This is a genomic window from Promicromonospora noduliphila (assembly GCF_056951025.1).
In genome coordinates this window covers 4,306,586-4,329,279 of record NZ_CM167806.1, presented here as the reverse complement: position 1 = coordinate 4,329,279, position 22,694 = coordinate 4,306,586, and the positions used below count along the sequence as shown (strand labels likewise).

25 protein-coding genes and 3 tRNA genes are annotated in these 22,694 nt (G+C 72.1%); 21 read left to right on the top strand and 7 right to left on the bottom strand.

Going from position 1 to position 22,694, the window contains the following annotated elements:
* Positions 1–36 precede the first annotated feature (36 nt).
* The 4 genes from AC0QU1_RS18995 to nagB are packed head-to-tail and all read left to right on the top strand — an operon-like array spanning position 37 to position 3,582.
* Entirely contained in the window at positions 37–984 is a 948-nt protein-coding gene (locus AC0QU1_RS18995; RefSeq protein WP_483571531.1) for a carbohydrate ABC transporter permease, read from the top strand.
* Positions 981–1,835 carry a carbohydrate ABC transporter permease gene (locus tag AC0QU1_RS18990; RefSeq protein WP_483571529.1) on the top strand — a complete coding sequence of 285 codons (855 nt, stop codon included), beginning with the start codon at positions 981–983 and terminating at the stop codon, positions 1,833–1,835. Before AC0QU1_RS18995 ends, AC0QU1_RS18990 begins: the two co-directional genes overlap by 4 nt.
* A complete protein-coding gene (locus AC0QU1_RS18985) occupies positions 1,835–2,803 on the top strand; it encodes an ROK family protein (RefSeq protein WP_483571527.1) in 969 nt (322 codons plus the stop codon). The genes AC0QU1_RS18990 and AC0QU1_RS18985 overlap by 1 nt, the downstream gene beginning before the upstream one ends.
* Complete coding sequence (gene nagB, locus AC0QU1_RS18980; protein WP_483571526.1) at positions 2,803–3,582, top strand: glucosamine-6-phosphate deaminase; 780 nt, start codon at positions 2,803–2,805, stop codon at positions 3,580–3,582. The genes AC0QU1_RS18985 and nagB overlap by 1 nt, the downstream gene beginning before the upstream one ends.
* A 4-nt stretch (positions 3,583–3,586) precedes the next feature.
* Here nagB and AC0QU1_RS18975 read toward each other — a convergent pair whose 3' ends face one another.
* On the bottom strand, positions 3,587–4,822 hold the full coding sequence (locus AC0QU1_RS18975) for an AAA family ATPase (RefSeq protein ID WP_483571525.1): 1,236 nt from the start codon (positions 4,820–4,822) through the stop codon (positions 3,587–3,589).
* Positions 4,823–5,197: 375 nt separating this feature from the next.
* On the opposite strand from AC0QU1_RS18975, the gene AC0QU1_RS18970 reads away from it, so the two are divergent.
* The 8 genes from AC0QU1_RS18970 to rph all read left to right on the top strand — a co-directional run bounded on the left by AC0QU1_RS18970 (position 5,198) and on the right by rph (position 12,582).
* Positions 5,198–5,500 (top strand): DUF3039 domain-containing protein, encoded by a 303-nt coding sequence (locus AC0QU1_RS18970; RefSeq protein WP_483571524.1) that lies wholly within the window; start codon positions 5,198–5,200, stop codon positions 5,498–5,500.
* The gene (locus tag AC0QU1_RS18965; RefSeq protein ID WP_483571523.1) at positions 5,497–7,302 is read left to right on the top strand and encodes a DEAD/DEAH box helicase; all 1,806 of its coding nucleotides are present in this window, start codon (positions 5,497–5,499) and stop codon (positions 7,300–7,302) included. Before AC0QU1_RS18970 ends, AC0QU1_RS18965 begins: the two co-directional genes overlap by 4 nt.
* 91 nt (positions 7,303–7,393) lie before the next feature.
* On the top strand, positions 7,394–8,830 hold the full coding sequence (locus tag AC0QU1_RS18960) for a nicotinate phosphoribosyltransferase (protein WP_483571522.1): 1,437 nt from the start codon (positions 7,394–7,396) through the stop codon (positions 8,828–8,830).
* Positions 8,831–8,990: 160 nt separating this feature from the next.
* Entirely contained in the window at positions 8,991–9,299 is a 309-nt protein-coding gene (gene clpS, locus AC0QU1_RS18955) for an ATP-dependent Clp protease adapter ClpS (RefSeq protein WP_483576742.1), read from the top strand.
* The gene (locus AC0QU1_RS18950; RefSeq protein ID WP_483571521.1) at positions 9,296–10,069 is read left to right on the top strand and encodes a DUF2017 family protein; all 774 of its coding nucleotides are present in this window, start codon (positions 9,296–9,298) and stop codon (positions 10,067–10,069) included. Before clpS ends, AC0QU1_RS18950 begins: the two co-directional genes overlap by 4 nt.
* A 94-nt stretch (positions 10,070–10,163) precedes the next feature.
* The gene (gene murI, locus AC0QU1_RS18945; RefSeq protein WP_483571520.1) at positions 10,164–10,967 is read left to right on the top strand and encodes a glutamate racemase; all 804 of its coding nucleotides are present in this window, start codon (positions 10,164–10,166) and stop codon (positions 10,965–10,967) included.
* Positions 10,967–11,797 carry an MBL fold metallo-hydrolase gene (locus AC0QU1_RS18940; protein ID WP_483571519.1) on the top strand — a complete coding sequence of 277 codons (831 nt, stop codon included), beginning with the start codon at positions 10,967–10,969 and terminating at the stop codon, positions 11,795–11,797. The genes murI and AC0QU1_RS18940 overlap by 1 nt, the downstream gene beginning before the upstream one ends.
* Positions 11,798–11,832: 35 nt before the next feature.
* Positions 11,833–12,582 carry a ribonuclease PH gene (gene rph, locus AC0QU1_RS18935; protein WP_483571518.1) on the top strand — a complete coding sequence of 250 codons (750 nt, stop codon included), beginning with the start codon at positions 11,833–11,835 and terminating at the stop codon, positions 12,580–12,582.
* 4 nt (positions 12,583–12,586) lie between these two features.
* Here the strand turns inward: rph and AC0QU1_RS18930 are convergent, their stop codons facing one another.
* Entirely contained in the window at positions 12,587–13,057 is a 471-nt protein-coding gene (locus tag AC0QU1_RS18930) for a winged helix-turn-helix transcriptional regulator (RefSeq protein WP_483571517.1), read from the bottom strand.
* Positions 13,058–13,218: 161 nt separating this feature from the next.
* Between AC0QU1_RS18930 and AC0QU1_RS18925 the strand changes: the two genes are divergently transcribed.
* Together AC0QU1_RS18925 and AC0QU1_RS18920 are read left to right on the top strand one after the other, a co-directional pair.
* A complete protein-coding gene (locus tag AC0QU1_RS18925; protein ID WP_483571516.1) occupies positions 13,219–14,703 on the top strand; it encodes an MFS transporter in 1,485 nt (494 codons plus the stop codon).
* Between the two features lie 67 nt (positions 14,704–14,770).
* Positions 14,771–15,457: a non-canonical purine NTP pyrophosphatase gene (locus tag AC0QU1_RS18920; RefSeq protein ID WP_483571515.1), complete on the top strand. Its 687-nt coding sequence runs from the start codon at positions 14,771–14,773 to the stop codon at positions 15,455–15,457.
* 87 nt (positions 15,458–15,544) lie between these two features.
* On the opposite strand, the gene AC0QU1_RS18915 is transcribed toward AC0QU1_RS18920, so the two are convergent.
* Entirely contained in the window at positions 15,545–15,943 is a 399-nt protein-coding gene (locus AC0QU1_RS18915; RefSeq protein WP_483571514.1) for a DUF3054 domain-containing protein, read from the bottom strand.
* Between the two features lie 177 nt (positions 15,944–16,120).
* Between AC0QU1_RS18915 and AC0QU1_RS18910 the strand changes: the two genes are divergently transcribed.
* The 3 genes from AC0QU1_RS18910 to AC0QU1_RS18900 all read left to right on the top strand — a co-directional run bounded on the left by AC0QU1_RS18910 (position 16,121) and on the right by AC0QU1_RS18900 (position 18,888).
* The gene (locus AC0QU1_RS18910) at positions 16,121–16,744 is read left to right on the top strand and encodes a trypsin-like serine peptidase (protein ID WP_483571513.1); all 624 of its coding nucleotides are present in this window, start codon (positions 16,121–16,123) and stop codon (positions 16,742–16,744) included.
* A complete protein-coding gene (locus tag AC0QU1_RS18905; RefSeq protein ID WP_483571512.1) occupies positions 16,696–17,121 on the top strand; it encodes a trypsin-like serine peptidase in 426 nt (141 codons plus the stop codon). The genes AC0QU1_RS18910 and AC0QU1_RS18905 overlap by 49 nt, the downstream gene beginning before the upstream one ends.
* Positions 17,122–17,214: 93 nt before the next feature.
* Positions 17,215–18,888, top strand: a complete 1,674-nt coding sequence (locus tag AC0QU1_RS18900) for an ATP-binding cassette domain-containing protein (RefSeq protein WP_483571510.1) — start codon at positions 17,215–17,217, stop codon at positions 18,886–18,888.
* Positions 18,889–18,897: 9 nt separating this feature from the next.
* Here the strand turns inward: AC0QU1_RS18900 and AC0QU1_RS18895 are convergent, their stop codons facing one another.
* Complete coding sequence (locus AC0QU1_RS18895) at positions 18,898–19,467, bottom strand: NUDIX hydrolase family protein (protein ID WP_483571509.1); 570 nt, start codon at positions 19,465–19,467, stop codon at positions 18,898–18,900.
* Positions 19,468–19,580: 113 nt separating this feature from the next.
* Here AC0QU1_RS18895 and trxA point away from each other — a divergent pair, with 113 nt between their 5' ends.
* On the top strand, positions 19,581–19,943 hold the full coding sequence (gene trxA, locus AC0QU1_RS18890; protein ID WP_483571508.1) for a thioredoxin: 363 nt from the start codon (positions 19,581–19,583) through the stop codon (positions 19,941–19,943).
* Positions 19,944–19,974: 31 nt separating this feature from the next.
* Here the strand turns inward: trxA and AC0QU1_RS18885 are convergent.
* The 3 genes from AC0QU1_RS18885 to bcp all read right to left on the bottom strand — a co-directional run bounded on the left by AC0QU1_RS18885 (position 19,975) and on the right by bcp (position 21,787).
* A tRNA-Leu gene (locus tag AC0QU1_RS18885) sits at positions 19,975–20,056 on the bottom strand.
* A gap of 35 nt (positions 20,057–20,091) precedes the next feature.
* On the bottom strand, positions 20,092–21,303 hold the full coding sequence (locus AC0QU1_RS18880) for an acyl-CoA dehydrogenase family protein (protein ID WP_483576741.1): 1,212 nt from the start codon (positions 21,301–21,303) through the stop codon (positions 20,092–20,094).
* 4 nt (positions 21,304–21,307) lie between these two features.
* A complete protein-coding gene (gene bcp / locus AC0QU1_RS18875; protein ID WP_483571507.1) occupies positions 21,308–21,787 on the bottom strand; it encodes a thioredoxin-dependent thiol peroxidase in 480 nt (159 codons plus the stop codon).
* 145 nt (positions 21,788–21,932) lie between these two features.
* On the opposite strand from bcp, the gene AC0QU1_RS18870 reads away from it, so the two are divergent.
* The 3 genes from AC0QU1_RS18870 to AC0QU1_RS18860 all read left to right on the top strand — a co-directional run bounded on the left by AC0QU1_RS18870 (position 21,933) and on the right by AC0QU1_RS18860 (position 22,586).
* A complete protein-coding gene (locus tag AC0QU1_RS18870; protein ID WP_483576739.1) occupies positions 21,933–22,229 on the top strand; it encodes a GroES family chaperonin in 297 nt (98 codons plus the stop codon).
* A 102-nt stretch (positions 22,230–22,331) separates the two neighbouring features.
* Positions 22,332–22,407 (top strand) — tRNA-Lys (locus AC0QU1_RS18865).
* A 106-nt stretch (positions 22,408–22,513) separates the two neighbouring features.
* Positions 22,514–22,586: transfer RNA gene (locus tag AC0QU1_RS18860), tRNA-Lys, on the top strand.
* The last annotated feature ends 108 nt before the right edge of the window (positions 22,587–22,694 follow it).

Genomic DNA, 22,694 nt, shown 5'->3' with positions numbered 1-22,694 from the left:
GGAGAGGCCGCCGGCCGCCCCTGAGGAAGACAGGACATGAGTTCCGCACTTCTCGACTCCCCGGCGCCGCCGCGCCAAGAGATCCGGCAGAAGCGCCGGCCCCCTTATCTGCCCTGGCTGATGCTCTCGGGCGCGATGGTCCTCCTCGGTGTGCTGACGGGCTACCCCGTCGTCCGCCTCGTCGTCCTGTCGTTTCAGGAGTACGAGCGCGCCCAGCTCATGGGCCAGCCCGCCGAGTGGGTCGGGTTCGACAACTACGTGGCCGTCCTGACCGACGTCGAGGGCTTCTGGACGGTGCTGGGCCGCAGCTTCGCGCTCATGGTCGTCCTCGTGGTGACCACGATGGTGCTCGGCATGCTCGTGGCGCTGCTCATGATCCGCATCGGCAAGGGCATGCGGCTCCTGGTGTCGGTCGGGCTGCTGCTGGCGTGGGCCATGCCGTCGCTGGCCGCCACCACCGTGTGGGGGTGGGTCTTCGACACGCAGTACGGCGTGGTGAACAACCTGCTCACCGCCATCACCGGCGACCGGTGGTTCGGCCACTCCTGGCTGCTCAACCCGTGGTCGTTCTACCTGATCCTGACCTTCATCGTGGTGTGGGGCGCCGTGCCGTTCGTCGCCTTCACGCTGTACGCGGGCCTGACGCAGATCCCTGGCGAGGTGCTGGAGGCCGCGCAGATCGACGGCGCCAACGCGTTCCAGCGCTTCCGGCTCATCCAGGTGCCCTACGTGCGCAGCATCATCACGGTGCTCGTCGTGCTGTCGATGATCTGGGACCTGAAGCTCTTCACGCAGGTGTTCGTGCTGCAGGACGTCGGGGGCGACCGCGAGCTGACCAACACGATCGGCGTCTACATCTACCAGGAGGGCATGGCGCAGGGCCACTACGGCCTGGCGAGCGCGATCGGCGTGATCTTCGTCGTCGTCATGCTGGCCATCTCCTACACCTACGTGCGGCGCACGCTGCGGGAGGAAGAGCAGTGATCAAGATCCGTAGGCGCCTCGCCGACACCTGGTTCGGCTTCCTTGCCCTGATCGTCTTCGCGTTCTCGGTCTTCCCCGTGTACTGGATGGTCAGCACGTCGTTCCTGCCCAACGACCGGATCCGCGGCGAGGACCTGGCCTTCTTCCCGACGCCGGACCTGTTCACGCTGAACAACTACCGCGCGGCCATGTTCGGCGAGGAGCGGGCGCCGTTCCCGCCCGCCGTGCTCAACTCGATAGGGGTCACGTTCCTGACCCTGGTCATCGTCCTCGTCGTGGGGTTCGTCGCGGCGCTCGCCCTCACCCGGTTCTCCTTCAAGGGCCGCCGGACTTTCATCGTGCTGATCCTGGTTGTCCAGATGATCCCCGGAGAGGCGATGATCATCTCGCTGTTCCGGATCATCGACGGCTGGCAGCTGCTCAACACGATCATCGGCCTGACGCTCGTGTACTCGGCAGGTGTGCTGCCGTTCACCATCTGGACGCTGCGCGGATTCGTCAATGGTGTACCCAAAGAGCTGGAGGAGGCGGCGATGATCGACGGGTGTTCGCGGGCGGGCGCGTTCTGGCGCGTGACGTTCCCGCTGCTGGCCCCTGGCCTGGTGGCCACCGGCGTGTTCGCCTTCATCCAGGCGTGGAACGAGTTCGTCATGGCGCTGGTCATCATGCAGCGGCCCGAGGCGATGACGCTGCCGCTCTGGCTGCGCACGTTCCTGCAGGCCACGCAGGCCACCAACTGGGGAGCCGTGATGGCGGGGTCGGTGCTCATCGCGATCCCCGCGGTGATCTTCTTCCTGATCGTCCAGGGCCGGATGACCGGTGGTCTGGTCTCCGGCGCGGTGAAGGGCTGATGGGCGGGCAGGCGAGGTACACGGTCGGCCTCGACATCGGCGGCACCAAGATCCTCGGCGCCCTCCTGGACCCGGAGGGTGAGGTCGTCGCGACCGTGCGCCGGTCCACGGTGCACGGCGCGGAGGGCCTGGTCTCGGGCGCGGCGCAGGCGGTGCGGGACGTCGTCGCGTCCGGCGGGGTGGAGCTCGGCGCCCTGGCCGGCGTCGGGCTGGGTATTCCAGGCATCGTCGACCACACGTCGGGCACGGTGAAGCACGCGGTCAACCTCGGGGTGCACGACGACGAGCTGCCGCTCGCCGACCTGCTGTCCGCCCAGCTCGGCGGGGTGCCGGTGGTGGTGGAGAACGACCTCAACGTGGCCGCCGTCGGCGCGGCGCACGTGCTCGAACGGTCGGTCGAGCACGCCGACCAGGCCGGCGGGGCGCGCGACCACGAGGATCTCGCGTTCCTCGCGCTCGGCACCGGCCTGGCGTCCGGCCTGGTGCTCGACGGACAGCTTCGACGCGGCGCGAGCGGCGCGGCGGGGGAGATCGGGCACATCCCCGTGGACCCGCTCGGGCCGGAGTGCCCGTGCGGCCAGCGCGGCTGCCTGGAGCGGTTCGCCTCGGGCAAGGCGCTGGAGGCCGCATGGCCGTCGCGGCGCGGCAAGCCGGCGCCGGTGGAGCTGTTCGAGGCGGCCCGCGCGGGCGACGAGGCGGCGATCGCCGTCAAGGACAGGTTCGCCGACTCGGTCGCCTCGGCCGTGCGGCTGCTGGTGCTGACCACCGACGTGCGCCACGTGGTGCTCGGCGGGGGCGTCGCGCAGCTTGGCACGGAGCTGCTGGACGCGGTGCAGGACGCGCTGCGCGAGCAGGCCAAGGTGTCGCAGTTCCTCGGGTCGCTCAAGCTGGCGGAACGGGTGCGGCTCGCACCCACGCACGTCCCGGTCGCGGCCGTGGGCGCCGCGGTGCTGGGAAGGAGAAGCTGATGGAGGTCGTGATCGCGCCGGCGGACGAGCTGGCCCGGCTGGCGGCGGACGCCGTCGAAGGGCTGCTGCGCACCCGCCCCGAGGCGGTGCTGGGCCTGGCCACGGGCTCGTCGCCGCTCGCCGTGTACGACGAGCTGGCTCGCCGGCACAAGGAGGGGCTCTCGTTCGCGCGGGCCCGTGCCTTCATGCTGGACGAGTACGTGGGCCTGCCGGCCGAGCACCCGGAGCGGTACCGCAACGTCATCGAGAAGGAGTTCGCCTCGCGCGTCGACTTCGCGCCCGGCGCGGTGCAGGGCCCGGACGGCCTCGCCGCGGACCTCCCGGCCGCCTGCGCCGCCTACGACGCAAGCATCGCCGACGCCGGCGGCGTCGACCTGCAGCTCCTCGGGATCGGCACCGACGGGCACATCGCGTTCAACGAGCCGGGCTCGTCGCTCGCCTCCCGCACCCGGATCAAGACCCTGACCCGGCAGACGCGCGAGGACAACGCCCGGTTCTTCGGCGGCGCAATCGACGACGTGCCGCGGCACTGCCTCACGCAGGGGCTGGCCACCATCATGGCGGCGCGGCACCTCGTGCTGCTGGCCTCGGGGCGCGCCAAGGCGGAGGCGGTGCACCAGCTCGTGGAGGGCCCGGTCTCGGCCATGTGGCCCGCCACGATCATGCAGATGCATCCGCACGCTACGGTGCTGGTCGACGACGCGGCCGCGTCCCGCCTGCAGCTCGCCGACTACTACCGGCAGACGTACGCAGACAAGCCGGACTGGCAGGGGCTGTGACGGCTCAGAGGTAGTTCCCCGCGACCGGGGCGGGGCGCCACCGGCCGGACGTCGCGACGTCGGTGACCCGGCTGGTGGTCAGACCGTCGGGGCCGTGCTCCAGGATGGAGCGGCGGGCCACCTCGCGCAGGTCGGCGCCCGTCGCGCCGTCCAGGTACGAGGCGACCAGGTCCACGTCGACCGGCGCGTCCGGCGGTAGGAACAGGCGCAGGATCTCCGTGCGTCCGGCCTGGTCCGGGGGCGGCACCTCGATGATCGTGTCGAAGCGGCCCGGGCGCTTGACGGCGGGGTCCAAGGCGTCCGGGTCGTTCGTCGTGGCCACGGTGAGCACGTCGTCCGAGCTGCGGGTGCCGTCGAGGGCGTCGAGGAACTCGGCGAACGACGTGTCCCCGCGCGAGCCCTTCGCGGCCACCGAGTCGATCTCCTCCAGCACCACGAGGCAGGGGCCGAGGCCGCGGATCTCGTCGTAGAGCTCGGTCATCCAGGTGCGCAGCACCTCCGCCGTCACGAGTACCACCGTGAGCGGTCCGGCCAGCTCCGTCGCGATCACCCGCGTGAGCTTCGTCTTGCCGACGCCGGGCTTGCCGGCCAGCAGCAGGCCGCGCGACGTGGTGTGGCCGAGGGCTCGCAGCGCCTCGCGGCGCGTGGTGACGGAGGAACAGAACAGGTCCACCTCGCGCCACAGGTCGGCGGGCAGCACGACGTCGCCGCGCACCTGCACGGTGTGCTTGACCGGGGTGAGCTCGACGGTGCCGTTCCCCGGCCGGGCGGACAGGACGCCGCCGCGGTACGGGTGGTCGGCCTCGAGCGTGCGGGTCAGGTCGGCGAGGACCTGCTCGGCCAGGGCCAGCCCGCCCGGCGGGGTGAACGCGGTGACGGTGGGGGTGCCGTACCGGTAGGCCACCTCGATGGCGACCGGCGTGTCGTAGGCGGACCCGGCGGGGAAGAGCACGGTGGCCACGGCCGGCACGCTCACCGAGGTGCCGTTGCCGAGGTCGAGCGCCGCACGCTGCGGGGCTCCGCCGGGGCCGAACACCGAGACGGCGTCCGGGTGCTTGTCGACCCAGCGCTGCAGGGCGTAGGCGTGCAGCCGCTGGAGGGTGCGCGACATGTCCCGGGAGACGTTGACGAGGGTGCTCTCCTCGACGCCCCACCGGCGGGTGAGCCACTCGCTCGACGAGCGCGGCTCCCTCGGCCGCTCGGGGATGGGCCGGCCGAGCATGGCGGCGACGGCGGCCACCGCGCGGCGGGCGGCCTCGTCGTTGTCGCCGAAGTCGGCCAGACGGGTTCGGGCAGGCCGCGGGTACGGGTGCCGGCCAGGCCGTGCGGCAGTGCGCCGGGCAGGCCGTCGGACAGGTTGTCGGACAGCGTGGCGGACAGGGTCTCGGCGAGGTCGGTCGCTGGGGCGGCGGCGTCGTCGGGCAGGATGAGGCTCCTCTCGGGGCTGGGACGTGACATGCAGACAGTTATATCCGTGGTCACCGACACTGCCGCAAGGTATTCCGCCGCCGAGTTGTCGGGCGCGCGCCCTCGGGGCGCGCCGCGTGGGCCCGGACCTGCGTGGCAGCGCGCGCCGCCGAGGGGACTGTCGGTGGTCCCGCGTAGACTTCTCGGCATGACCGAACCACTCTCCAACCCGCACGACGAGCCCCGTACGCAGGGCGGTACGAGCGTCCTCGAGCGTGAGGAGACCCGGGAGGAGACGCAGCCGGGGGACCACGAGCGCTTCGCGCACTACGTGCGCAAGGAGAAGATCATGGAGTCCGCCATGAGCGGCAAGCCCGTGATCGCGCTCTGCGGCAAGGTCTGGGTCCCCGGCCGGGACCCGGGCAAGTTCCCGGTGTGTCCCAAGTGCAAGGAGATCTACGACGGTCTCCGCGACCCGCAGGACGGCGGCAAGGGCGACTCGTCGAAGTGACGAGCCAGCCGCAGCAGCTGCCCCACACACCGTCGTCTGCGGCCGCTTCGTCGCTCAGTCCCGCCTTCCCACGCCGTGCCCCCTGGGGTACGGCGTCGAGCCTGCGCGCCTGGCAGGCGGAGGCCCTGGAGCTGTACCGCGAGAAGAACCCGCGGGACTTCCTGGCCGTCGCCACCCCCGGCGCGGGCAAGACGACGTTCGCGCTCCGCATCGCCACCGAGCTCCTTGAGCTGGGCGTGGTCCGGCGGGTCACCGTGGTCGCGCCCACCGAGCACCTCAAGACCCAGTGGGCCGACGCCGCTGCTCGCGTCGGCATCCGCATCGACCCGCAGTTCAAGAACTCGCAGGGCAGGCACGGCTCGCACTACGACGGCGTCGCGCTCACCTACGCGCAGGTCGCGGCCAAGCCCGCGCTGCACAGGGCCCGCACAGAGGCGGCGCGCACCCTCGTGATCCTCGACGAGGTTCACCACGGCGGCGACGCCCTGAGCTGGGGCGACGCCGTCCGCGAGGCCTTCGATCCCGCGGAGCGCCGCCTGGCGCTCACCGGCACCCCGTTCCGCAGCGACACCTCAGCCATCCCGTTCGTCGAGTACGAGGCCGACGCGGAGGGCATCCGCCGCTCCAAGGCCGACTACACCTACGGCTACGGCGAGGCCCTGCGCGACCACGTGGTCCGGCCCGTCCTGTTCATGTCGTACGCCGGCGACATGCGCTGGCGCACCAAGACGGGCGACGAGGTCAGCGCCCGCCTCGGCGAGGCCATGACCAAGGACATGACCGGCCAGGCCTGGCGCACCGCGCTGGACCCGGAGGGGCAGTGGATCCCGTCGGTGCTCTCGGCCGCCGACAAGCGTCTTACCGAGGTGCGCCGCACGGTGCCGGACGCCGGAGGCCTGGTCATCGCCACCGACCAGGACAACGCGCGCGCCTACGCCAAGCACCTGCACGAGATCACGGGCAAGCGCCCCACCGTCGTCCTGTCCGACGACGAGGGAGCCTCCGGGCGCATCGAGGAGTTCGCGCAGAGCGAGGACCGCTGGATGGTCGCGGTGCGCATGGTGTCGGAGGGCGTCGACGTGCCGCGCCTCGCCGTCGGCGTCTACGCCACCAGTGCCTCCACCCCGCTGTTCTTCGCGCAGGCGATCGGGCGGTTCGTGCGCGCCCGCAAGCGCGGCGAGACGGCGTCGATCTTCCTGCCCAGCGTGGCGCCCCTGCTGAACCTCGCGAACTCGATGGAGCAGGAACGCGACCACGCGCTCGACCGGCCGCGCACGGCCGAGGAGCAGGGCATCGAGTACGACCCGGAGGCCGCGCTGATCGCGGAGGCCAACCGCGAGGAGAAGGCGTCGAGCGAGCTCCAGGGCTCGTTCCAGGCGCTCGACGCCCAGGCGTCGTTCGACCGCGTCCTGTTCGACGGCGGCGAGTTCGGCACCGGCGCCGACGTCGGCTCGGCGGAGGAGCTCGACTTCCTCGGCCTGCCCGGCCTGCTGGAGCCCGACCAGGTGGCCACGCTGCTGCGGCAGCGCCAGGCCGACCACCTCAAGGCGCGCGGGGGAGCCCCGACCGCCCGCGAGGTGGAGAACGAGCGGTCCGAGCAGGAGCACCGGCGCGCGGCCGAGCTGCGCAAGGAGCTGTCCAAGCTCGTCTCGGCCTGGGCCAAGCGCAGCGGGCAGCCGCACGGCGTCGTGCACACCGAGCTGCGCCGCACGTGCGGCGGGCCGGAGGTGCCGCTCGCGACCGCCGACCAGCTCGCCGCGCGGGTGGCCCAGGTCCGGCGCTGGTTCGTGGGGCAGAAGTAGTGGCGAGGACCACGATCCGCATGGTGAGACAAGAGGCCGTCCTGGCCCTGTTCGCCCGACCCTGGCCACCTCTCTGGCCTACCGTGAGTGCATGACCGACGAGCTTCGGGGCATCGACGCCCCGCTCACAGACTCGTGGCCTGCGTTCGACAACGGTGTCGATGAACCGCGGCCGCTTCCCGCAGCACCCCTTCCGGCGGTGCGCCCGTCGGTCGCGCTCCTGACCGACCGCTACGAGCTGACCATGCTCCAGGCGGCGCTCGCGGACGGGACCGCCCACCGGCACTGCGTGTTCGAGGTGTTCACGCGCCGCCTGCCGGCGGGCCGCCGCTACGGCGTCCTGGCCGGCACCGGTCGCGTACTGGAAGCGCTGCCACACTTCGTCTTCGAGGACGCCGAGCTGGCGTTCCTGGAGGAGAACCGCGTGGTGGATCGCCGGACGCTCGACTACCTCGCGAACTACCGGTTCACCGGCACCATCCAGGGCTACGTCGAGGGCGAGGTGTTCTTCCCCGGCTCGCCGGTGCTCCAGGTCGAGGGCACCTTCGCGGAGGCCGTGCTGCTGGAGACCCTGATCCTGTCGATCCTGAACTACGACTCGGCGGTCGCGTCGGCGGCGTCGCGCATGACGAACGCGGCCGGCGGCCGCCCCGTGCTGGAGATGGGGTCGCGCCGGGCGAGCGAGCAGGCGGCCGTCGCGGCGGCGCGGGCGGCCGTGATCGGCGGGTTCGCCGGCACGTCCAACCTCGAGGCCGGGATGCGGTACGGGCTCGACACGATCGGCACGGCCGCGCACGCGTTCACGCTGCTGCACGACACCGAGCGGGAGGCGTTCGCCTCGCAGGTCGCCGCGCTGGGTCCGGGTACAACCCTGCTGGTCGACACCTACGACGTGAAGCAGGGCGTCGCGACCGCCGTGGAGGTGGCCGGCACCGGGCTGGGCGCCGTGCGCCTCGACTCGGGCGACCTCGGCGGCCTGGCGCAGGAGGTGCGCCGCCAGCTCGACGAGCTCGGCGCGCGGGACACCAAGATCGTGGTCACCTCCGACCTCGACGAGTTCGCCATCGCGTCCCTGGCCGCCATGCCCGTTGACGTGTACGGCGTCGGCACGTCGCTCGTGACCGGGTCGGGCGCGCCCACCTGCGGCATGGTCTACAAGCTGGTCGCCCGCGCCGACGCGTCCGGCGTGCTGCAGCCGGTGGCCAAGGCGTCCGCGAACAAGGTGTCGGTGGGCGGCCGCAAGGCGGCCGCCCGGCGCTACGGCCGCGACGGGTACGCGATCGAGGAGATCATGGTGACCGGCCCGGACGCCGCGGTGACGGAGTGGGCGCCGCAGAGCGACGACCTGCGGCCGCTGCTCGCTCCGCTGGTGGTCGACGGCGCCGTCGACTCGCGCTGGGTGGGCCCGTACGGGGTCTCGAACGCGGCGATCAACCATGGCATGGTGCGTGCGGAGCTGCCGCGCGGGGCGCGCCGGCTGTCCAAGGGCGACCCCGCGATCCCCACCGTCGACCTGCGGCTGGACTGAGTTCGGGACCCTCCCGGTGAACCGCCCGTGACCGACCGATGGCCAGAGGTCACAGCCCGGCGACAACTTGGTGGAAATCTCTGACCAGGGTGTCCAGCCGAGGGACGAAACCGCCTAGAGTGAGACCGTGACTTCTTCCCCACCGCCGCTGCTCACACCCATGGGGTCAGCCGGGACGGCCGTCGAGGAGGACACTGAGGCGGCCGCCGCCTCGGGGGTCGCCGACCCATGGGTGACGATCGTCTGGAACGACCCGGTGAACCTGATGTCGTACGTGACCTACGTGTTCGAGAGCTACTTCGGGTACCCGCGCGCCAAGGCGGAACGGCTCATGACGCAGGTGCACAAGAACGGCCGCGCGGTGGTGTCCAGCGGCGGCCGGGAACGCATGGAGGTGGACGTGCAGGCGATGCACGGGTTCGGGCTGTGGGCCACGCTGCAGGAGTCGGGCGCGCGGGGAGTCGCATGACGCCGTTCCGCGCCATGCGGCGGGGTTACGAGGCCAGGTTCGAGCCGGTGGAGCGGGTCGTCCTGGCCCGGGTGGCGCGCGACGTCTCCGAGATGCTCCGCGAGGAGGCGGGCCTGGACCTGGTCGACGGCGGCGGCGAGCCGGGGCCCTCTGCGCACCCCGGACCGGGCAAGGGCCAGGCGTGGGCCAACGGGCTGCTCGCCCCGGACGAGCTGACCGACGCCGACCTGGCGCGGCTGACGGGGGTCACGGGCGTCGGGCGCGTCCCGACGGACCCGGCGGCGCAGCGGCTCCTGCCGGACGCGAGCAAGGACGACACGGACATCGCCGCGGAGTTCCGCCGGCTCACGCAGAACGACGTGGCCCAGGCGAAGGTGGAGCGGCTCGAGGCGTTCGCGACGCTGCTCGACCTGCCGACGGGCGACGACGCGCCGTCGACGCTGGGCAGGCACGGGGCGCCCCCGCCGGTGCGGGTGCCGCGCGAGGAGGCGGAGCAGTTCGCCGGGGCGCTCACCGACGTCCGGCTGGTGATCGCCGAGCGGCTCGGCCTGAAGACGGACGACCAGGTCACGCAGCTCACCGACGAGATCATGTGGGACCGGCAGGCCGGCCGCGAGATCCCCGTGGCCACCGACGGCCGCGCGGCCCGGCGGTTCTGGTCCGGGGTGTTCGTCGCAGCGGGCTACGCGCAGGAGACCCTGATGGACGTGATGCTCGCGGAGCTGCGCGGACGGCGCCCACCGGGCGCTCCGTCGACCATGGGCGCCTGACAGCCCGCCTGACCTGCCCGAACGTGGTACGCGTCACGCGTGGCACGGCTCACGGGTAACAGTTCGGGCAACATGTCGTCGTTAGGCTTCACCCGTGAACGACGCGCCCATCGGCATCTTCGACTCCGGACTCGGCGGCCTCACGGTCGCGCGCGCCATCCTGGACCAGCTTCCCAACGAGCAGGTCCGGTACCTCGGCGACACCGTGAACAGCCCGTACGGCCCCAAGCCGATCGCGGCGGTGCGCGCCATGGCGCTCGACGCCATGGACCGGCTCGTGGCCGACGGCGTGAAGATGCTGGTCATCGCGTGCAACACGGCGTCGTCGGCGATGTACCGCGATGCACGGGAGCGGTACACGCAGCGCCACGGCATCCCCGTGGTCGAGGTGATCCTGCCCGCGGCGCGGGCAGCCGTCACGGCCACCCGCTCCGGGCGGATCGGCGTGATCGGCACCCGTACGACCATCCAGTCGCGCGCCTACGACGACGCGTTCCACGTCACGCCCGGCCTGACGATCACGAGCCAGGCCTGCCCGGAGTTCGTGCGGTTCGTCGAGGAGGGCCGGACGTCGGGGCCCGAGGTGCAGAAGTTCGCGCACGAGTACCTCGACCCGGTCAAGGCGGCCGGCGTCGACACGCTCGTGCTCGGCTGCACGCACTACCCGCTGCTCGCCGGGGCCATCTCCTACGTGATGGGCGAGGAGGTCACGCTGGTCTCCAGCGCCGACGAGACGGCGAAGGACGTCTACCGCACGCTCGTGGAGCACGACCTGGAGCGCACGCCCGACGTCGGCGCGCCCGTGCACCGGTTCCTCACCACGGGTGACCCTGCCCCGTTCGGGCAGCTCGCCAGCCGGTTCCTCGGCCCTGAGGTGTCCCTCGTGGAGGCCGTCTGATGCGCCTCGTCCCGCTCGGGGTCTCCGGTTCGTTCCCGGGCCCCGAGACGCCCGCGTCGTCGTACCTGGTGCAGGTGCCTGCCGCGGAGGCGGCGGCCGCCGGCCACCAGGCGCGCGACTGGAACGTGCTGCTCGACCTCGGCAACGGCGCGTTCGGCGCGCTGCAGCGGCACCTGGACCCGATGACGCTCGACGCCGTGTCCATCTCGCACCTGCACCCCGACCACTGCGCCGACCTCGCCGGCCTGTACGTCTACCTGCGGTACCACCCCCACCGCGGGTCGCTGCGCGCCACCGGGCGCCGGCGCGCGCCCCTGCCCATCTACGGGCCGTCGAACGCCGCGCGGCACGTCGCACGGGCCTACGGGCTGAGCGAGGGCGAGTCCATGGACAACGACTTCGACTTCCGGTCCTGGACCGAGCACCCGTCGGTCCGGGTGGGGCCGATGACCATCGAGCCGTACCCGATGTTCCATGCCGTCGAGACCCACGGAGTGCGGGTGACCGGCCCGTCGTCGTCCGGCGGGAGCGCGACGCTGGCGTACACGGGCGACACGGACGCGTGCGCGTCCGTCGTCGAGCTGGCGCGCGACGCCGACCTGCTGCTCAGCGAGGCCGCGTTCCTGGAGGGGCGCGACGACGTCGTCGAGCGCGGCATCCACCTGACGGGGCATCGCGCCGGGCAGGTGGCGACCGAGGCGGGGGCCCGGCGCCTGCTGCTCACGCACCTGCCGGTGTGGAACGATCCCGCGGACTCCGTGGCGGAGGCGCGCGGGACGTTCGCCGGCCCGGTCGACGTCGCGGAGCCGGGCAAGGTCTACGAGCTCTGACCCGCGCGGGCCGTCGGCGTCGTTAGGGTTGTCGCATGACCAGCACTCACGAGATCGTCCGCGCCGACGGGCGCGCCACCGACCAGCTCCGCCCCGTGCAGCTCACCAGGGGATGGCTCGACGAGGCCGAGGGGTCGGTGCTCGTGGAGTTCGGGCGCACGCGTGTGCTGTGCGTCGCGTCGTTCACCGAGGGCGTGCCGCGCTGGCGCAAGGGCTCGGGCGAGGGCTGGGTCACCGCCGAGTACGCGATGCTGCCGCGCGCCACCAACGAGCGCAGCCAGCGCGAGTCGGTGAAGGGCAAGATCGGCGGCCGCACGCACGAGATCTCCCGCCTGATCGGCCGTTCGCTGCGCGCCGTGGTGGACATGAGCGCGCTCGGCGAGAACTCGATAGTGCTGGACTGCGACGTGCTCCAGGCCGACGGCGGGACCCGCACCGCCTCGGTCACCGGCGCCTACGTGGCGCTCGCCGACGCGATCGCGTGGGGGCGCAGGCACGGGTACATCAAGGGTGGCAAGCAGGTGCTCGCGGACTCGGTCTCCGCCGTGTCGGTGGGCATCATCGACGGCACCCCGATGCTCGACCTGCCCTACGTCGAGGACGTGCGCGCGGAGACCGACATGAACGTGGTGGTCACCGGCGGCGGGAAGTTCATCGAGGTGCAGGGCACCGCCGAGCACGCGCCGTTCGACCGCGCCGAGCTCGACGCGCTGCTCGACCTCGCGGTGGGCGGTACGGCCGAGCTGGCCAAGATCCAGCAGGACGCGCTCGCGCGGGAGCTCTGAGCCGTCAGGCGGCGCCCAGCGACTGCACCTGGGCCAGCACGCTGTCCTCGCCGACGAACACGCTGCCGCCCCGGCGGACCGTGTCGGTGTAGCGGCGCAGCATCTCCCGCTTGTTCTCCCGGACCAGGGCGATCCAGTCCGCCGGCGCACCCGTCTCCGGGTCGTGCGTCGCGCCCCACTCGGCGATCTCGACCATGACCGGGATCAGTGCCAGGCCGCGCTCGGTGAGGTCGTAGCGCACGCGGCGCCGGTCGGTCGGGTCGGGGGACCGGCGCAGGATCCCGGCGCCCGTCAGCGCGTCGAGGCGGGCGGACAGCACGCTCGGCGAGATGGCCTCGTCGGAGGCGAGGAACTCGTTGAACGTGTGCTTGCCGAAGTACACGACGTCACGCACCACGAGCATCGACCACTGGTCGCCGAAGGCCTCCAGGCCGAAGTTCACCGGGCAGGTGGACTTGCCGTTCGAGCGCTTCATGGTGGCCTCCTTCCCGGCCGACGTTCCCGGCCCGTAAAAACTCGTCGGTGCCGGACCGATGATTCTCCGTGACCCGCCCCGTCAGCCCTTCATGATCACTACGAAGATCGTAGTGAATTCGTCGAGGGTCTTCAAGGACCCCTGAGTTCGAGGAGCTGGCGATGAGCACGAACCAGACGCAGACGGCGTCGGACGGCGTGGCGAAGCTGCGCATGCAGGACCCCGAGGTACGCACCTTCGCGCACCTCCTGGTGAACGTGAGCCTGGCATCGGTGGTCAACTTCACCGTCTGGTTCGCGGTCACGTTCTGGGTGTACCTGGAGACGGGATCGGTCTTCGCGGCCGGCGTGATCTCCGGCATCTTTCTGATCGCGATGGTCTCGACCGGCGTGTGGTTCGGGTCGCTGGTCGACCATCACCGCAAGAAGACCGTGATGCAGGCATCGGCGGCCGTGTCGCTGGCGTTCTACGCGGCGGCGCTCGGGCTGTACCTGGCCACGCCGGCGGCGGTGTGGACCGACCCGGCGAGCTTCCAGCTCTGGGCACTCGTGCTGCTCGTGATGGCCGGTGTGATGGCGGGCAACGTGCGGGGTATCGCGATGACCACCGTCGTCACCGCGCTGTTCGACGAGTCGCGCCGTGACCGGGCCAACGGCCTCGTCGGCACGACGTCGGGCATCTCTCACCTCGTGACGTCCGTGATCAGCGGGCTGCTGGTCGCCTCCAGCGGGATGTTCGGCGTGCTGGTCGTCGCCGTGGTCGTGCTGGCCGCCGCCGTCGTGCACCTGCACCGCCTGCCGGTACCGGAATCGCTGGCCGAGGCCGCGGCGACCGGCGAGCCCAAGAAGGTCGACCTGCGCGGGACCCTGCGGATCGTGAGCCAGATCCCGGGGATGTGGGCGCTGATCGGGTTCACGCTGCTGAACAACCTGCTGGGCGGCGGCCTGATGGCGCTGGCCGACCCGTATGGGCTGTCGCTGATGTCGGTCCAGGCCTGGGGGTTCGCCTGGGGCGGGATCAGCGTGTTCATGATCCTGGGCGGGCTGGTCGTCGCGAAGCGCGGCGTCGGGCGCAACCCGTTGCGGACGCTGCTCGTGGTCAACCTGATCATGTGGGCGGCCACGTTCCTGCTGCCGATCCAGCACAGCGCCGTGCTGCTCGTCGCCGGCTTCGCGGTGTACCTGTTCGTCATGCCGTTCGCCGAGGCGTCCGAGCAGACCGTGCTGCAGAAGGTCGTGCCGTACGAGCGGCAGGGGCGGGTGCTCGGGTTCGCGCACAGCGTCGAGATGGTGGCGGCGCCGCTGACGGCGTTCCTCATCAGCCCGCTGACCGAGTTCGTGTTCCAGCCGTTCATGACCGACGGCGCCGGCGCGGCTCTGATCGGGGCCTGGTTCGGCACCGGGCCCGCCCGGGGGATCGCGCTGGTGCTCATGCTGCTGGCGGTGCTGGGCCTTGGGCTGACGGCGGTGGCGCTGGCCAGCCGGCAGTACCGGACGATGAGCCGGCACTACCGGGAGGGCGCGGCGGGCGAGGAGCCGGGGGTGGGCGAGGAGCCGGCTGTCGGCGCCGGCGTCACCGGTACCGCCGCCACCGGTACCGCCGTCGTCGGGGAGCCGGAGCCTGCGCTCGCGGGTACGCGGGCTTGAGGCACACCGCGGGCCGGACGGCCCGCGTGGTGCTCGACGCCGGGCGGCGGCTGGCATGATCGGGGACATGGCTTCCCTGATCGTGCCGCCCGCCGCCCGGATCGTCCTCGCGACGCACAACCGCAAGAAGGTGGGGGAGCTGCGGGCGATCCTCGCCGCGGCCGGCCTCGACCTGGCCGACGGCGCCCTGGTCACCTCGGGCGAGGTCGGCGCGCCGGAGCCCGTGGAGGACGGCGTGACGTTCGCCGAGAACGCGCTCATCAAGGCGCGGGCCGTGTGCGCGGCGACGGGGCTGCCCGCCGTCGCCGACGACTCGGGGCTCGCCGTCGACGTGCTGGGCGGTGCGCCCGGCATCTTCTCGGCCCGCTGGGCGGGCAAGCACGGCGACGACCTCGCGAACCTCGAGCTGCTGCTCGGCCAGCTCGGCGACGTGCGCCCCGAGCACCGCCAGGCCGGGTTCGTGTGTGCGGCCGCGCTGGTCACACCTGACGGGCGCGAGGAGGTGCGGACCGGCGAGATGCGCGGCGTGCTGGCGACGGCGCCGCGGGGGACCAACGGGTTCGGTTACGACCCGATCCTGATCCCGGACGACGCCCCGCCGGCCGCGCCCGTCGCGCCCGGCGACGCGGCGGCCGGGACGGCCGGCCGGAGGACCGCCGCCGAGCTCTCGCCGGACGAGAAGAACGCGATCTCCCACCGCGGCAAGGCGTTCCGGGCTCTCACCCCGCTGGTCATCGAGGCGCTCCAGCCCTGATCGCTGTCACGGGGTGATGACCATGCGGTTGCTGCCAGAACGGACCTCGTTCTGGCAGCAAACGCATGGTCAACCGAGCAGGCTGCGTCAGCTTGACGCGGCGCGCCCCTGCGCGCGGCGCAGCGCCGCGATCAGGCCGCGCCAGCCGAGCATCGTCATCGCGAGGAACAGGGCCGTGACCAGCGCGAACGACCACGCCAGGCCCTGGCCGGAGACGCCGCGCAGCACCAGGCCGCCGAGCACGGTGGTGAACCAGATCATGACGCCGGTCGGCCAGACGCGGGCCGGGTCGTGCCACGCGCGGGTCCACGCCCAGCCGATCGCGGCGGCCAGCGCGAACGGCCACACCACGCGGCCGAAGGCGGCGATCAGCGACCCGTCGTGCGAGGCGATGCCGATGAGGGTGAAGGCGAGGACGGCGACGGTGTCGGCCAGGGCGGCGGGCCAGACCGGGGCGGTCCGGGCGGCGGGGGCGGTGGTGCTCACGCGTCGAGGGTAGTCCGCCCGCCGTCGACGCCGGGTGCCGGTTGCCCTGGATCCTGGATCGCCGAGCGCTGGAGAAAATTTACATCCCGGACATATGTGCCTCTTGCGGTCGAATCATCCAGGCCGCAGGATCACGCTGGCCGCCAACCCGGCGGCCAGCGTGATCAAGGAGGCAGCATGCGAAGCAACCTCTCCCGCACCCTTCTGGGCGGGCTGGCGGCCCTGACGCTCGGCGGCAGCGTGGCCGTCGCGGTCGTCGCGCCGGCGCAGGCCGACGAGGGCGTCAGCCACGTCGCGGTGCACAGCGCGGCGACCACCCGGGCCGCGCAGGACCGGGTGACCGAGTACTGGACCCCGCAGCGGATGCGCGACGCCGTGCCCGCCGACGTCCTGGTGGCGGCCAGGAGCAAGGCGTCGGCCGGTGACGCGGTCGCGGCAGGCGCGCCGACCGTCGTCCCGCAGGCGCAGGCCAAGCCCGCGCCGTCCGCCGCCTTCGTGGGCGGCTACTACACGGGTGGCGGCGAGGTCGTGGACACGACCGGCAAGGTGTTCTTCACGCTCGGCGGCGTCAACTACGTCTGCTCGGGCAGCGCCGTGACCTCCGGGAACAAGGACGTCGTGCTCACGGCGGGCCACTGCGTCAACGAGGGTCCCGGCGCCTACGCCACCAACTGGGCGTTCGTGCCGGCCTACGACGACGGCGCGCGGCCCTACGGCACGTTCACGGCCCGGCAGCTCACCACCACGACGCAGTGGCAGACAGCGGCGACTTCGACTACGACGTGGCCTTCGCCGTGCTGAACACGCTGAACGGGGCGCACCTGACCGACGTCGTCGGCGGGCAGTCCATCGGCTTCAACCTGGCCCGCGGCCAGTACATGTACTCGTTCGGCTACCCGGCGGCGAACCCGTACGACGGCTCGGACATCGCGTGGTGCCACGGCACCGCCGTGCAGGACACCTTCGGCGGCAGCATGGACCAGGGCCTGGACTGCAACCTGACGGGCGGCTCGTCCGGCGGCCCGTGGTTCGTGAACTACTCCGAGTCCACCGGCGTGGGCACGCTCAACTCGGTGAACTCCTTCAAGTACCGGGGCGGCAGCATGCGCAACTACATGTTCGGTCCCTACCTGGGCGACGTCGCCCGGACGCTGTACAACTCGGCGGCCGCGCTCTGACGCGGTGAAGCGGCCCGGCCCGGGGTTCCCGGGCCGGGCCGTCGCCGGGGCAGCCGGCTTCGGGCTCGCCCTGGTCCCCCGTAGGCTGGGTGAATGCACCTCGTCGCCCAGGATCTCGGTTTCGCCTACCCCGGGCGGCCCGTCATGGACGGGGTGAGCTTCACGGTGTCCGACGGCGGGCGGCTCGGCGTCGTCGGCGAGAACGGGTCGGGCAAGTCCACGCTGCTGCACCTGCTGGCGGGCGACCTGCTGCCCAAGTCGGGCGAGGTGCGGCGGCAGGGGACGGTCGCGCTGGTCGAGCAGGAGCTGCACCCCGCGCCGGGCCAGACCATCGGCGACCTGGTCGCCGGGACGCTCGACGGCCTGCGGACCGCCGCCGCCGAGCTGGAGGCGGCCGCCGCGGCGTTCGACCACAGCTCGGGCGACCTGGCGGTGCTCGAACGCACTCTCTCGCTCGCCGAGCACCTGGCCGTCTGGGACGCCGACCGGCGCGTCGAGGTGGCCCTCACGCGGCTCGGCGCCCCGCGCGACCCCGGGCGCCGGCTCGACCAGCTCAGCGTGGGGGAGCGGTTCCGCGTGCGCCTCGCATGCCGGCTGGCGGAGCGCGCCGACCTGCTCCTGCTCGACGAGCCCACCAACCACCTCGACGACTCCGCCATCGAGTACCTCACCGGCGAGCTTGTCGCGTGGCGCGGCGCGGTCGTGCTCGTGACCCACGACCGCGAGCTGCTCGACGACGTCGCCACCGCCATCCTCGACCTCGACCCGTCGTGGGACGGCAAGCCCGTGCTCTACGGGCAGCCGGGCTACCTGGCCTACCGGTTCGCGAAGAACCAGGCGCTGCACCGCTGGCGGCAGCGCTACCGGGCCGAGCGCAAGCGGGCGGCGGCGCTCGCCGAGCGGCTGGACGAGTCCTACGAGGGGCTCTCCGACGAGTGGCGCCCGGCCAAGGGCTCGCAGAAGCACCGCCGCGCGACCCGCGCCCGCATTCATGTGAAGGCCGCGGACCGGCTCGTCCAGAAGCTCGAGGCCGAGGCCATCGAGGTACCCGTCCCGCCGGTCGAGCTGGGGTTCCCGGACCTCCCGGCGATGTCGCCGGGCTGGGATCCGAGCCACCCTGTGGTGGACGTGCGGTCGCCCCGCGTGGGCACAGGGGCCGACGGCGGCCCCGGCAGTGGGCGCGACGACGGCGGCCTCCGGCTGGACCTGCCGGGCACGCGGGTGGCGATCCCGCCGTCGGGCAGACTGCTCGTGGTGGGGCCGAACGGGACCGGCAAGTCGACGCTGCTCGCGGTGCTGGCGGGCACCCTGGAACTGGACCGGGGGAGCCGTTCGGTGGTGCAGGGGGCGCGCATCGGCGTCGTCGGCCAGGAGAGCGCGCCCATCACCGGGGAGGCGCGCCTGCGGACCGGGTTCGAGACCTACGCCGACGAGGCGCTGCGGCTGCTCGCGTCCGGCGAGCTGGACCCGGACCACGTGGTGCCCGTCGCGGGGCTGGGCCTGCTCAGTGAGGAGGACCTGGAGCGGCCGCTAGCCGAGCTGTCCGCGGGGCAGCGGCGGCGGTTCGAGTTGGCGCGGGCGCTGCTGCATGCGCCGCACCTGCTGCTGCTCGACGAGCCGACGAACCACCTGTCGATCGACCTCGTCGACGAGCTGACGCGCGCGCTGCAGGTCACGCCGTGCGCCGTGGTGGTCGCGACGCACGACCGGCGGATGCGGTCGGACCTGGAGGACTGGCCGGTCCTGGACCTGACGCCGGCGGGCTGACCCGGCGAGTCAGGGCAGCCGGCCCACGTGGGCCATGGCCTGCTTGACCAGCATGCCCTGGCCGTTCATCATCTCGGCCTGGACGTCGTCGGCGCAGGCCTCCTCCGGGGTCAGCCAGGCGAGGTCGAGGGCGTTCTGCTGCGGCCGGCAGTCGCCCGTCACCGGCACCACGTACGCGAGCGACACCGCGTGCTGGCGCGGGTCGTGGAACGCCGTGATGCCGGGCGTCGGGAAGTACTCGGCGACGGTGAACGGCTGCGGCGACGGCGGGACCTGCGGCAGCGCGACCGGGCCGAGGTCCTTCTCGATGTGCCGGAGCAGCGCGTCCCTGACCCGCTCGTGGTACATGACGCGGCCCGAGACCAGGGCCCGCGTCATCGCACCCTGGGTGCTGACCCGCAGGAGCAGCCCGACGGAGACCACGTCACCCGAGTCGTCGACCCGCACCGGCACCGCGTCGACGTACACGAGGGGGAGCTGCGCCCGGACGACCGCGAGGTCCTCGTCGGTCAGCCAGCCCGACACCTGGGTGGGTTCGCTGTAGAAGTCGTCGGACGGGTAGTCGGCAGTCTCGGTCACGGGTCCGTTCTACCAGTTCGGGCTCCCCGACGCCGTACCCCGCGCCGATCGTGGAATAGCGGAGTGGGTGACTGTGCTTCACCAGGGAGACGCCCAACGAAAGGAAGCGTGACATGGCCACCGTCGAGATCACCGACGCCACGTTCGAGAAGACCGTCAACGACAACGGGATAGTCCTCGTGGACTTCTGGGCCACCTGGTGCCCGCCGTGCAAGATGTTCGGCCCCATCTTCGAGGCGTCCTCGGACAAGCACACCGACATCGTGCACGCCAAGATCGACACGGACGCCAACCCGGGCATCTCGTCGGCCGCGCAGGTGACGTCCATCCCCACGCTGATGGCGTTCCGCGACGGCGTGCTGGTGTTCCGCCAGGCGGGCGCGCTGCCCGCGAAGGCCCTCGCCGAGGTGGTGGACGCCGTACGCGGCCTCGACATGGACGAGGTGCGCAAGGAGATCGCGGCGCAGCAGAACTGACGCGGCTGGGCCGGCACGGCAGAACCGGGGGTGCGCGAGGGGGGACTCGAACCCCCACGTCCGAAGACACCAGGACCTAAACCTGGCGCGGCTGCCAATTACGCCACTCGCGCGCGGCGCACAGTCTACGGGCACGCGGGCGGGCGGGTCAGCGAAAGGCGGCGGTTCCCGTGATGTGTCGGCCCAGCACCAGCGTGTGCACCTCGTCCGTGCCCTCGTAGGTGCGCACCGACTCCAGGTTGTTCGCATGCCGCATCGGCGAGTGGTCCAGCGTGACGCCGTTGCCGCCCAGCACGGTGCGAGCCTGGCGGCACACCTCGATGGCGATGCGGGCGTTGTTCAGCTTGCCGGCGGAGATCATGTACCCCTCCAGGCGCCCGGCGTCCTTGAGCCGGCCCAGGCGCAGCGCCATGAGCTGCGCCTTGGTGATCTCCAGCGCCATGTCGACGAGCTTGGCCTGCGTGAGCTGGAAGCCCGCGATCGGTACGCCGAACTGCTCCCGCTCCTTCGCGTAGGCCAGGGCGGACTCGAAGGCGTCGCGCGCCGCGCCGACCGCGCCCCACACGATGCCGTAGCGCGCCTCGTCGAGGCACGCGAACGGCCCGGCCAGGCCGGGATGCTCCGGGAGGATCGCGTCGGCGGGCACGCGGACGCCGTCGAGCGTGATGTCGCACTGCACCGATGCACGCATCGACAGCTTGGGCTCGATGGGCACGGCGGTGAACCCGAGGGTCGACGTGGGCACGACGAACCCGCGCACGCGGTCCCGCTCGCCGCCGTCGGCCTGGGGTTCGCGCACCTTGGCCCAGATGATCGCGACGTCGGCGAACGAGGCCATGCCGATCCACCGCTTGGCGCCGTCCAGGACCCACTCGCCGCCGGCGTCGCCGCCCTCGCTGCCCGGCTCGAAGCGGGCGCGGGTGGTCATGCTCGCCGGGTCGGAGCCGGCGCCCGGCTCGGTGAGCCCGAAGCAGCCGACCACCTCACCCGTGGCCATCCGCGGGAGCCACTGTTGCTTCTGGGCCTCTGAGCCGTGCTTGTGGATCGCCGACATCGCGAGCGAGCCCTGCACCGACACGAACGTGCGGATGCCGGAGTCGCCGGCCTCCAGCTCCTGCACCGCCAGCCCGTACTCGACGGCGGACCGCCCGGCGCAGCCGTAGCCCGTGAGGTGCATGCCGAGCAGCCCGAGCTCGCCGAGCTCCGGGACGAGCTCACGCGGGAAGTGGGCGTCGGCGAACCAGCGGGCGATGTTCGGCCGCACGCGGCGGTCCACGAACTCGCGGACGCGGTCGCGCGTGGCCAGCTCGGTGTCGCTGAGCTCGGCGTCGAGGTCGAGCAGGTCGGCCGGGGAGCCCATCGGCTCAGTCAAGCCCCAGCACCTTGCGCACGCGGGCCACGTGGCCGGTCGCCCGGACGTTGTAGAAGGACTCCGCGACCGTCAGGTCCGGGTTCACCACCACCGTGGAGCGGATCACGCCCACGTACGTCTTGCCGTAGTTCTGCTTCTCGCCCCAGGCGCCGTACGCCTCCAGCGTCGCGTGGTCCTCGTCGGACGCCAGCGGGAACGTGAGCGCCTCGTCCTGCGCGAACTTCGCCAGCTTGGCGACCTTGTCGGGGGAGATGCCGACGACGGCGTAGCCCGCGCCCAGGAGCGACGCCTCCGAGTCGCGGAAGTCGCACGCCTCCTTGGTGCAGCCCGGCGTGGCGGCGGCCGGGTAGAAGTAGACGATGACGCCCTTGTCGGTGCTCTGCGCCAGGTCGGCGAGGCGGACGGTGGCGCCGTCGGCGGTGGGGAGGGTGAAGTCGGGAGCCTTGTCCCCTGGCTCGAGGCGAGTGGTCATGCCCGTAACGGTAGCCGCCCTCTGGGACACTCAGCGCCTCCTGCGCCCGGGCCTGTGGACAACCGGGCGACGTCGCCCGGAGGTCGCGTAGCGTTGTCCTGTGAGCACCCCAGCCGTGACCAAGCCTGGCACCCTCCCGATCCGCATGCTGCACGACCGGCTCCTGGTCGAGCCCGAGACGGACTCGGCGGAGCGGCAGTCGACGGCCGGCCTGGTGATCCCGGCGACCGCCGTCGGTCCCAAGCGGCTCGCGTGGGCGAAGGTCGTGGCCAAGGGCGAGCACGTGCGGCAGGTCGACGTCGGCGACCGGGTCCTGTTCGACCCGGAGGACCGCGCGGAGGTGGACCTGGCGGGCAAGGACTACGTGCTGCTGCGCGAGCGCGACGTGCACGGCGTGGCCGAGAGCGACGAGGCGGACGGCGCGACGGGGCTCTACCTGTAGGGCCCGGCCGGGCGCGTTCCGCTGTCGCACAGTTCACAGGCCGGGCCCGCTCGTTCGGTTACCGGTGACGCCGCTGGTCCTGGTAGTGTTTCTCCCCGTTGCGCGCCATTAGCTCAATAGGCAGAGCAGCTGACTCTTAATCAGCGGGTTCGGGGTTCGAGTCCCTGATGGCGCACCAGCACGACGGTCTCAGACCCCCTCTCACCGGGCTGGGCGACGGCCGCCGTGAGGCGGAAAATCCGTGGGGCCGCAGCCTGGATGCCCTGGTAATCTTTCCGTCGCAGGCGCCATTAGCTCAATAGGCAGAGCAGCTGACTCTTAATCAGCGGGTTCGGGGTTCGAGTCCCTGATGGCGCACAACACGGCAAGGCCCTCACCGCGGTGAGGGCCTTCGTGTTTCACCCCCTCGCCACGGCTCTCTGACCAGCCGTTTCGCGGCCGACCTGACAGTTTGTCCGGTTGTTG

What these genes read in the sequence shown, in the direction of transcription:
- AC0QU1_RS18870 (WP_483576739.1), top strand. Translation starts at nt 21,933, where the DNA reads ATGCTGCACGACCGGCTCCTGGTCGAGCCCGAGACGGACTCGGCGGAG.
- bcp (WP_483571507.1), bottom strand. Translation starts at nt 21,787, where the DNA reads ATGACCACTCGCCTCGAGCCAGGGGACAAGGCTCCCGACTTCACCCTC.
- AC0QU1_RS18970 (WP_483571524.1), top strand. Translation starts at nt 5,198, where the DNA reads ATGACCGAACCACTCTCCAACCCGCACGACGAGCCCCGTACGCAGGGC.
- AC0QU1_RS18960 (WP_483571522.1), top strand. Translation starts at nt 7,394, where the DNA reads ATGACCGACGAGCTTCGGGGCATCGACGCCCCGCTCACAGACTCGTGG.
- AC0QU1_RS18920 (WP_483571515.1), top strand. Translation starts at nt 14,771, where the DNA reads ATGGCTTCCCTGATCGTGCCGCCCGCCGCCCGGATCGTCCTCGCGACG.
- rph (WP_483571518.1), top strand. Translation starts at nt 11,833, where the DNA reads ATGACCAGCACTCACGAGATCGTCCGCGCCGACGGGCGCGCCACCGAC.
- AC0QU1_RS18995 (WP_483571531.1), top strand. Translation starts at nt 37, where the DNA reads ATGAGTTCCGCACTTCTCGACTCCCCGGCGCCGCCGCGCCAAGAGATC.
- AC0QU1_RS18985 (WP_483571527.1), top strand. Translation starts at nt 1,835, where the DNA reads ATGGGCGGGCAGGCGAGGTACACGGTCGGCCTCGACATCGGCGGCACC.
- AC0QU1_RS18910 (WP_483571513.1), top strand. Translation starts at nt 16,121, where the DNA reads ATGCGAAGCAACCTCTCCCGCACCCTTCTGGGCGGGCTGGCGGCCCTG.
- nagB (WP_483571526.1), top strand. Translation starts at nt 2,803, where the DNA reads ATGGAGGTCGTGATCGCGCCGGCGGACGAGCTGGCCCGGCTGGCGGCG.
- clpS (WP_483576742.1), top strand. Translation starts at nt 8,991, where the DNA reads ATGGGGTCAGCCGGGACGGCCGTCGAGGAGGACACTGAGGCGGCCGCC.
- AC0QU1_RS18925 (WP_483571516.1), top strand. Translation starts at nt 13,219, where the DNA reads ATGAGCACGAACCAGACGCAGACGGCGTCGGACGGCGTGGCGAAGCTG.
- trxA (WP_483571508.1), top strand. Translation starts at nt 19,581, where the DNA reads ATGGCCACCGTCGAGATCACCGACGCCACGTTCGAGAAGACCGTCAAC.
- AC0QU1_RS18940 (WP_483571519.1), top strand. Translation starts at nt 10,967, where the DNA reads ATGCGCCTCGTCCCGCTCGGGGTCTCCGGTTCGTTCCCGGGCCCCGAG.
- AC0QU1_RS18930 (WP_483571517.1), bottom strand. Translation starts at nt 13,057, where the DNA reads ATGAAGCGCTCGAACGGCAAGTCCACCTGCCCGGTGAACTTCGGCCTG.
- AC0QU1_RS18880 (WP_483576741.1), bottom strand. Translation starts at nt 21,303, where the DNA reads ATGGGCTCCCCGGCCGACCTGCTCGACCTCGACGCCGAGCTCAGCGAC.
- AC0QU1_RS18950 (WP_483571521.1), top strand. Translation starts at nt 9,296, where the DNA reads ATGACGCCGTTCCGCGCCATGCGGCGGGGTTACGAGGCCAGGTTCGAG.
- AC0QU1_RS18900 (WP_483571510.1), top strand. Translation starts at nt 17,215, where the DNA reads ATGCACCTCGTCGCCCAGGATCTCGGTTTCGCCTACCCCGGGCGGCCC.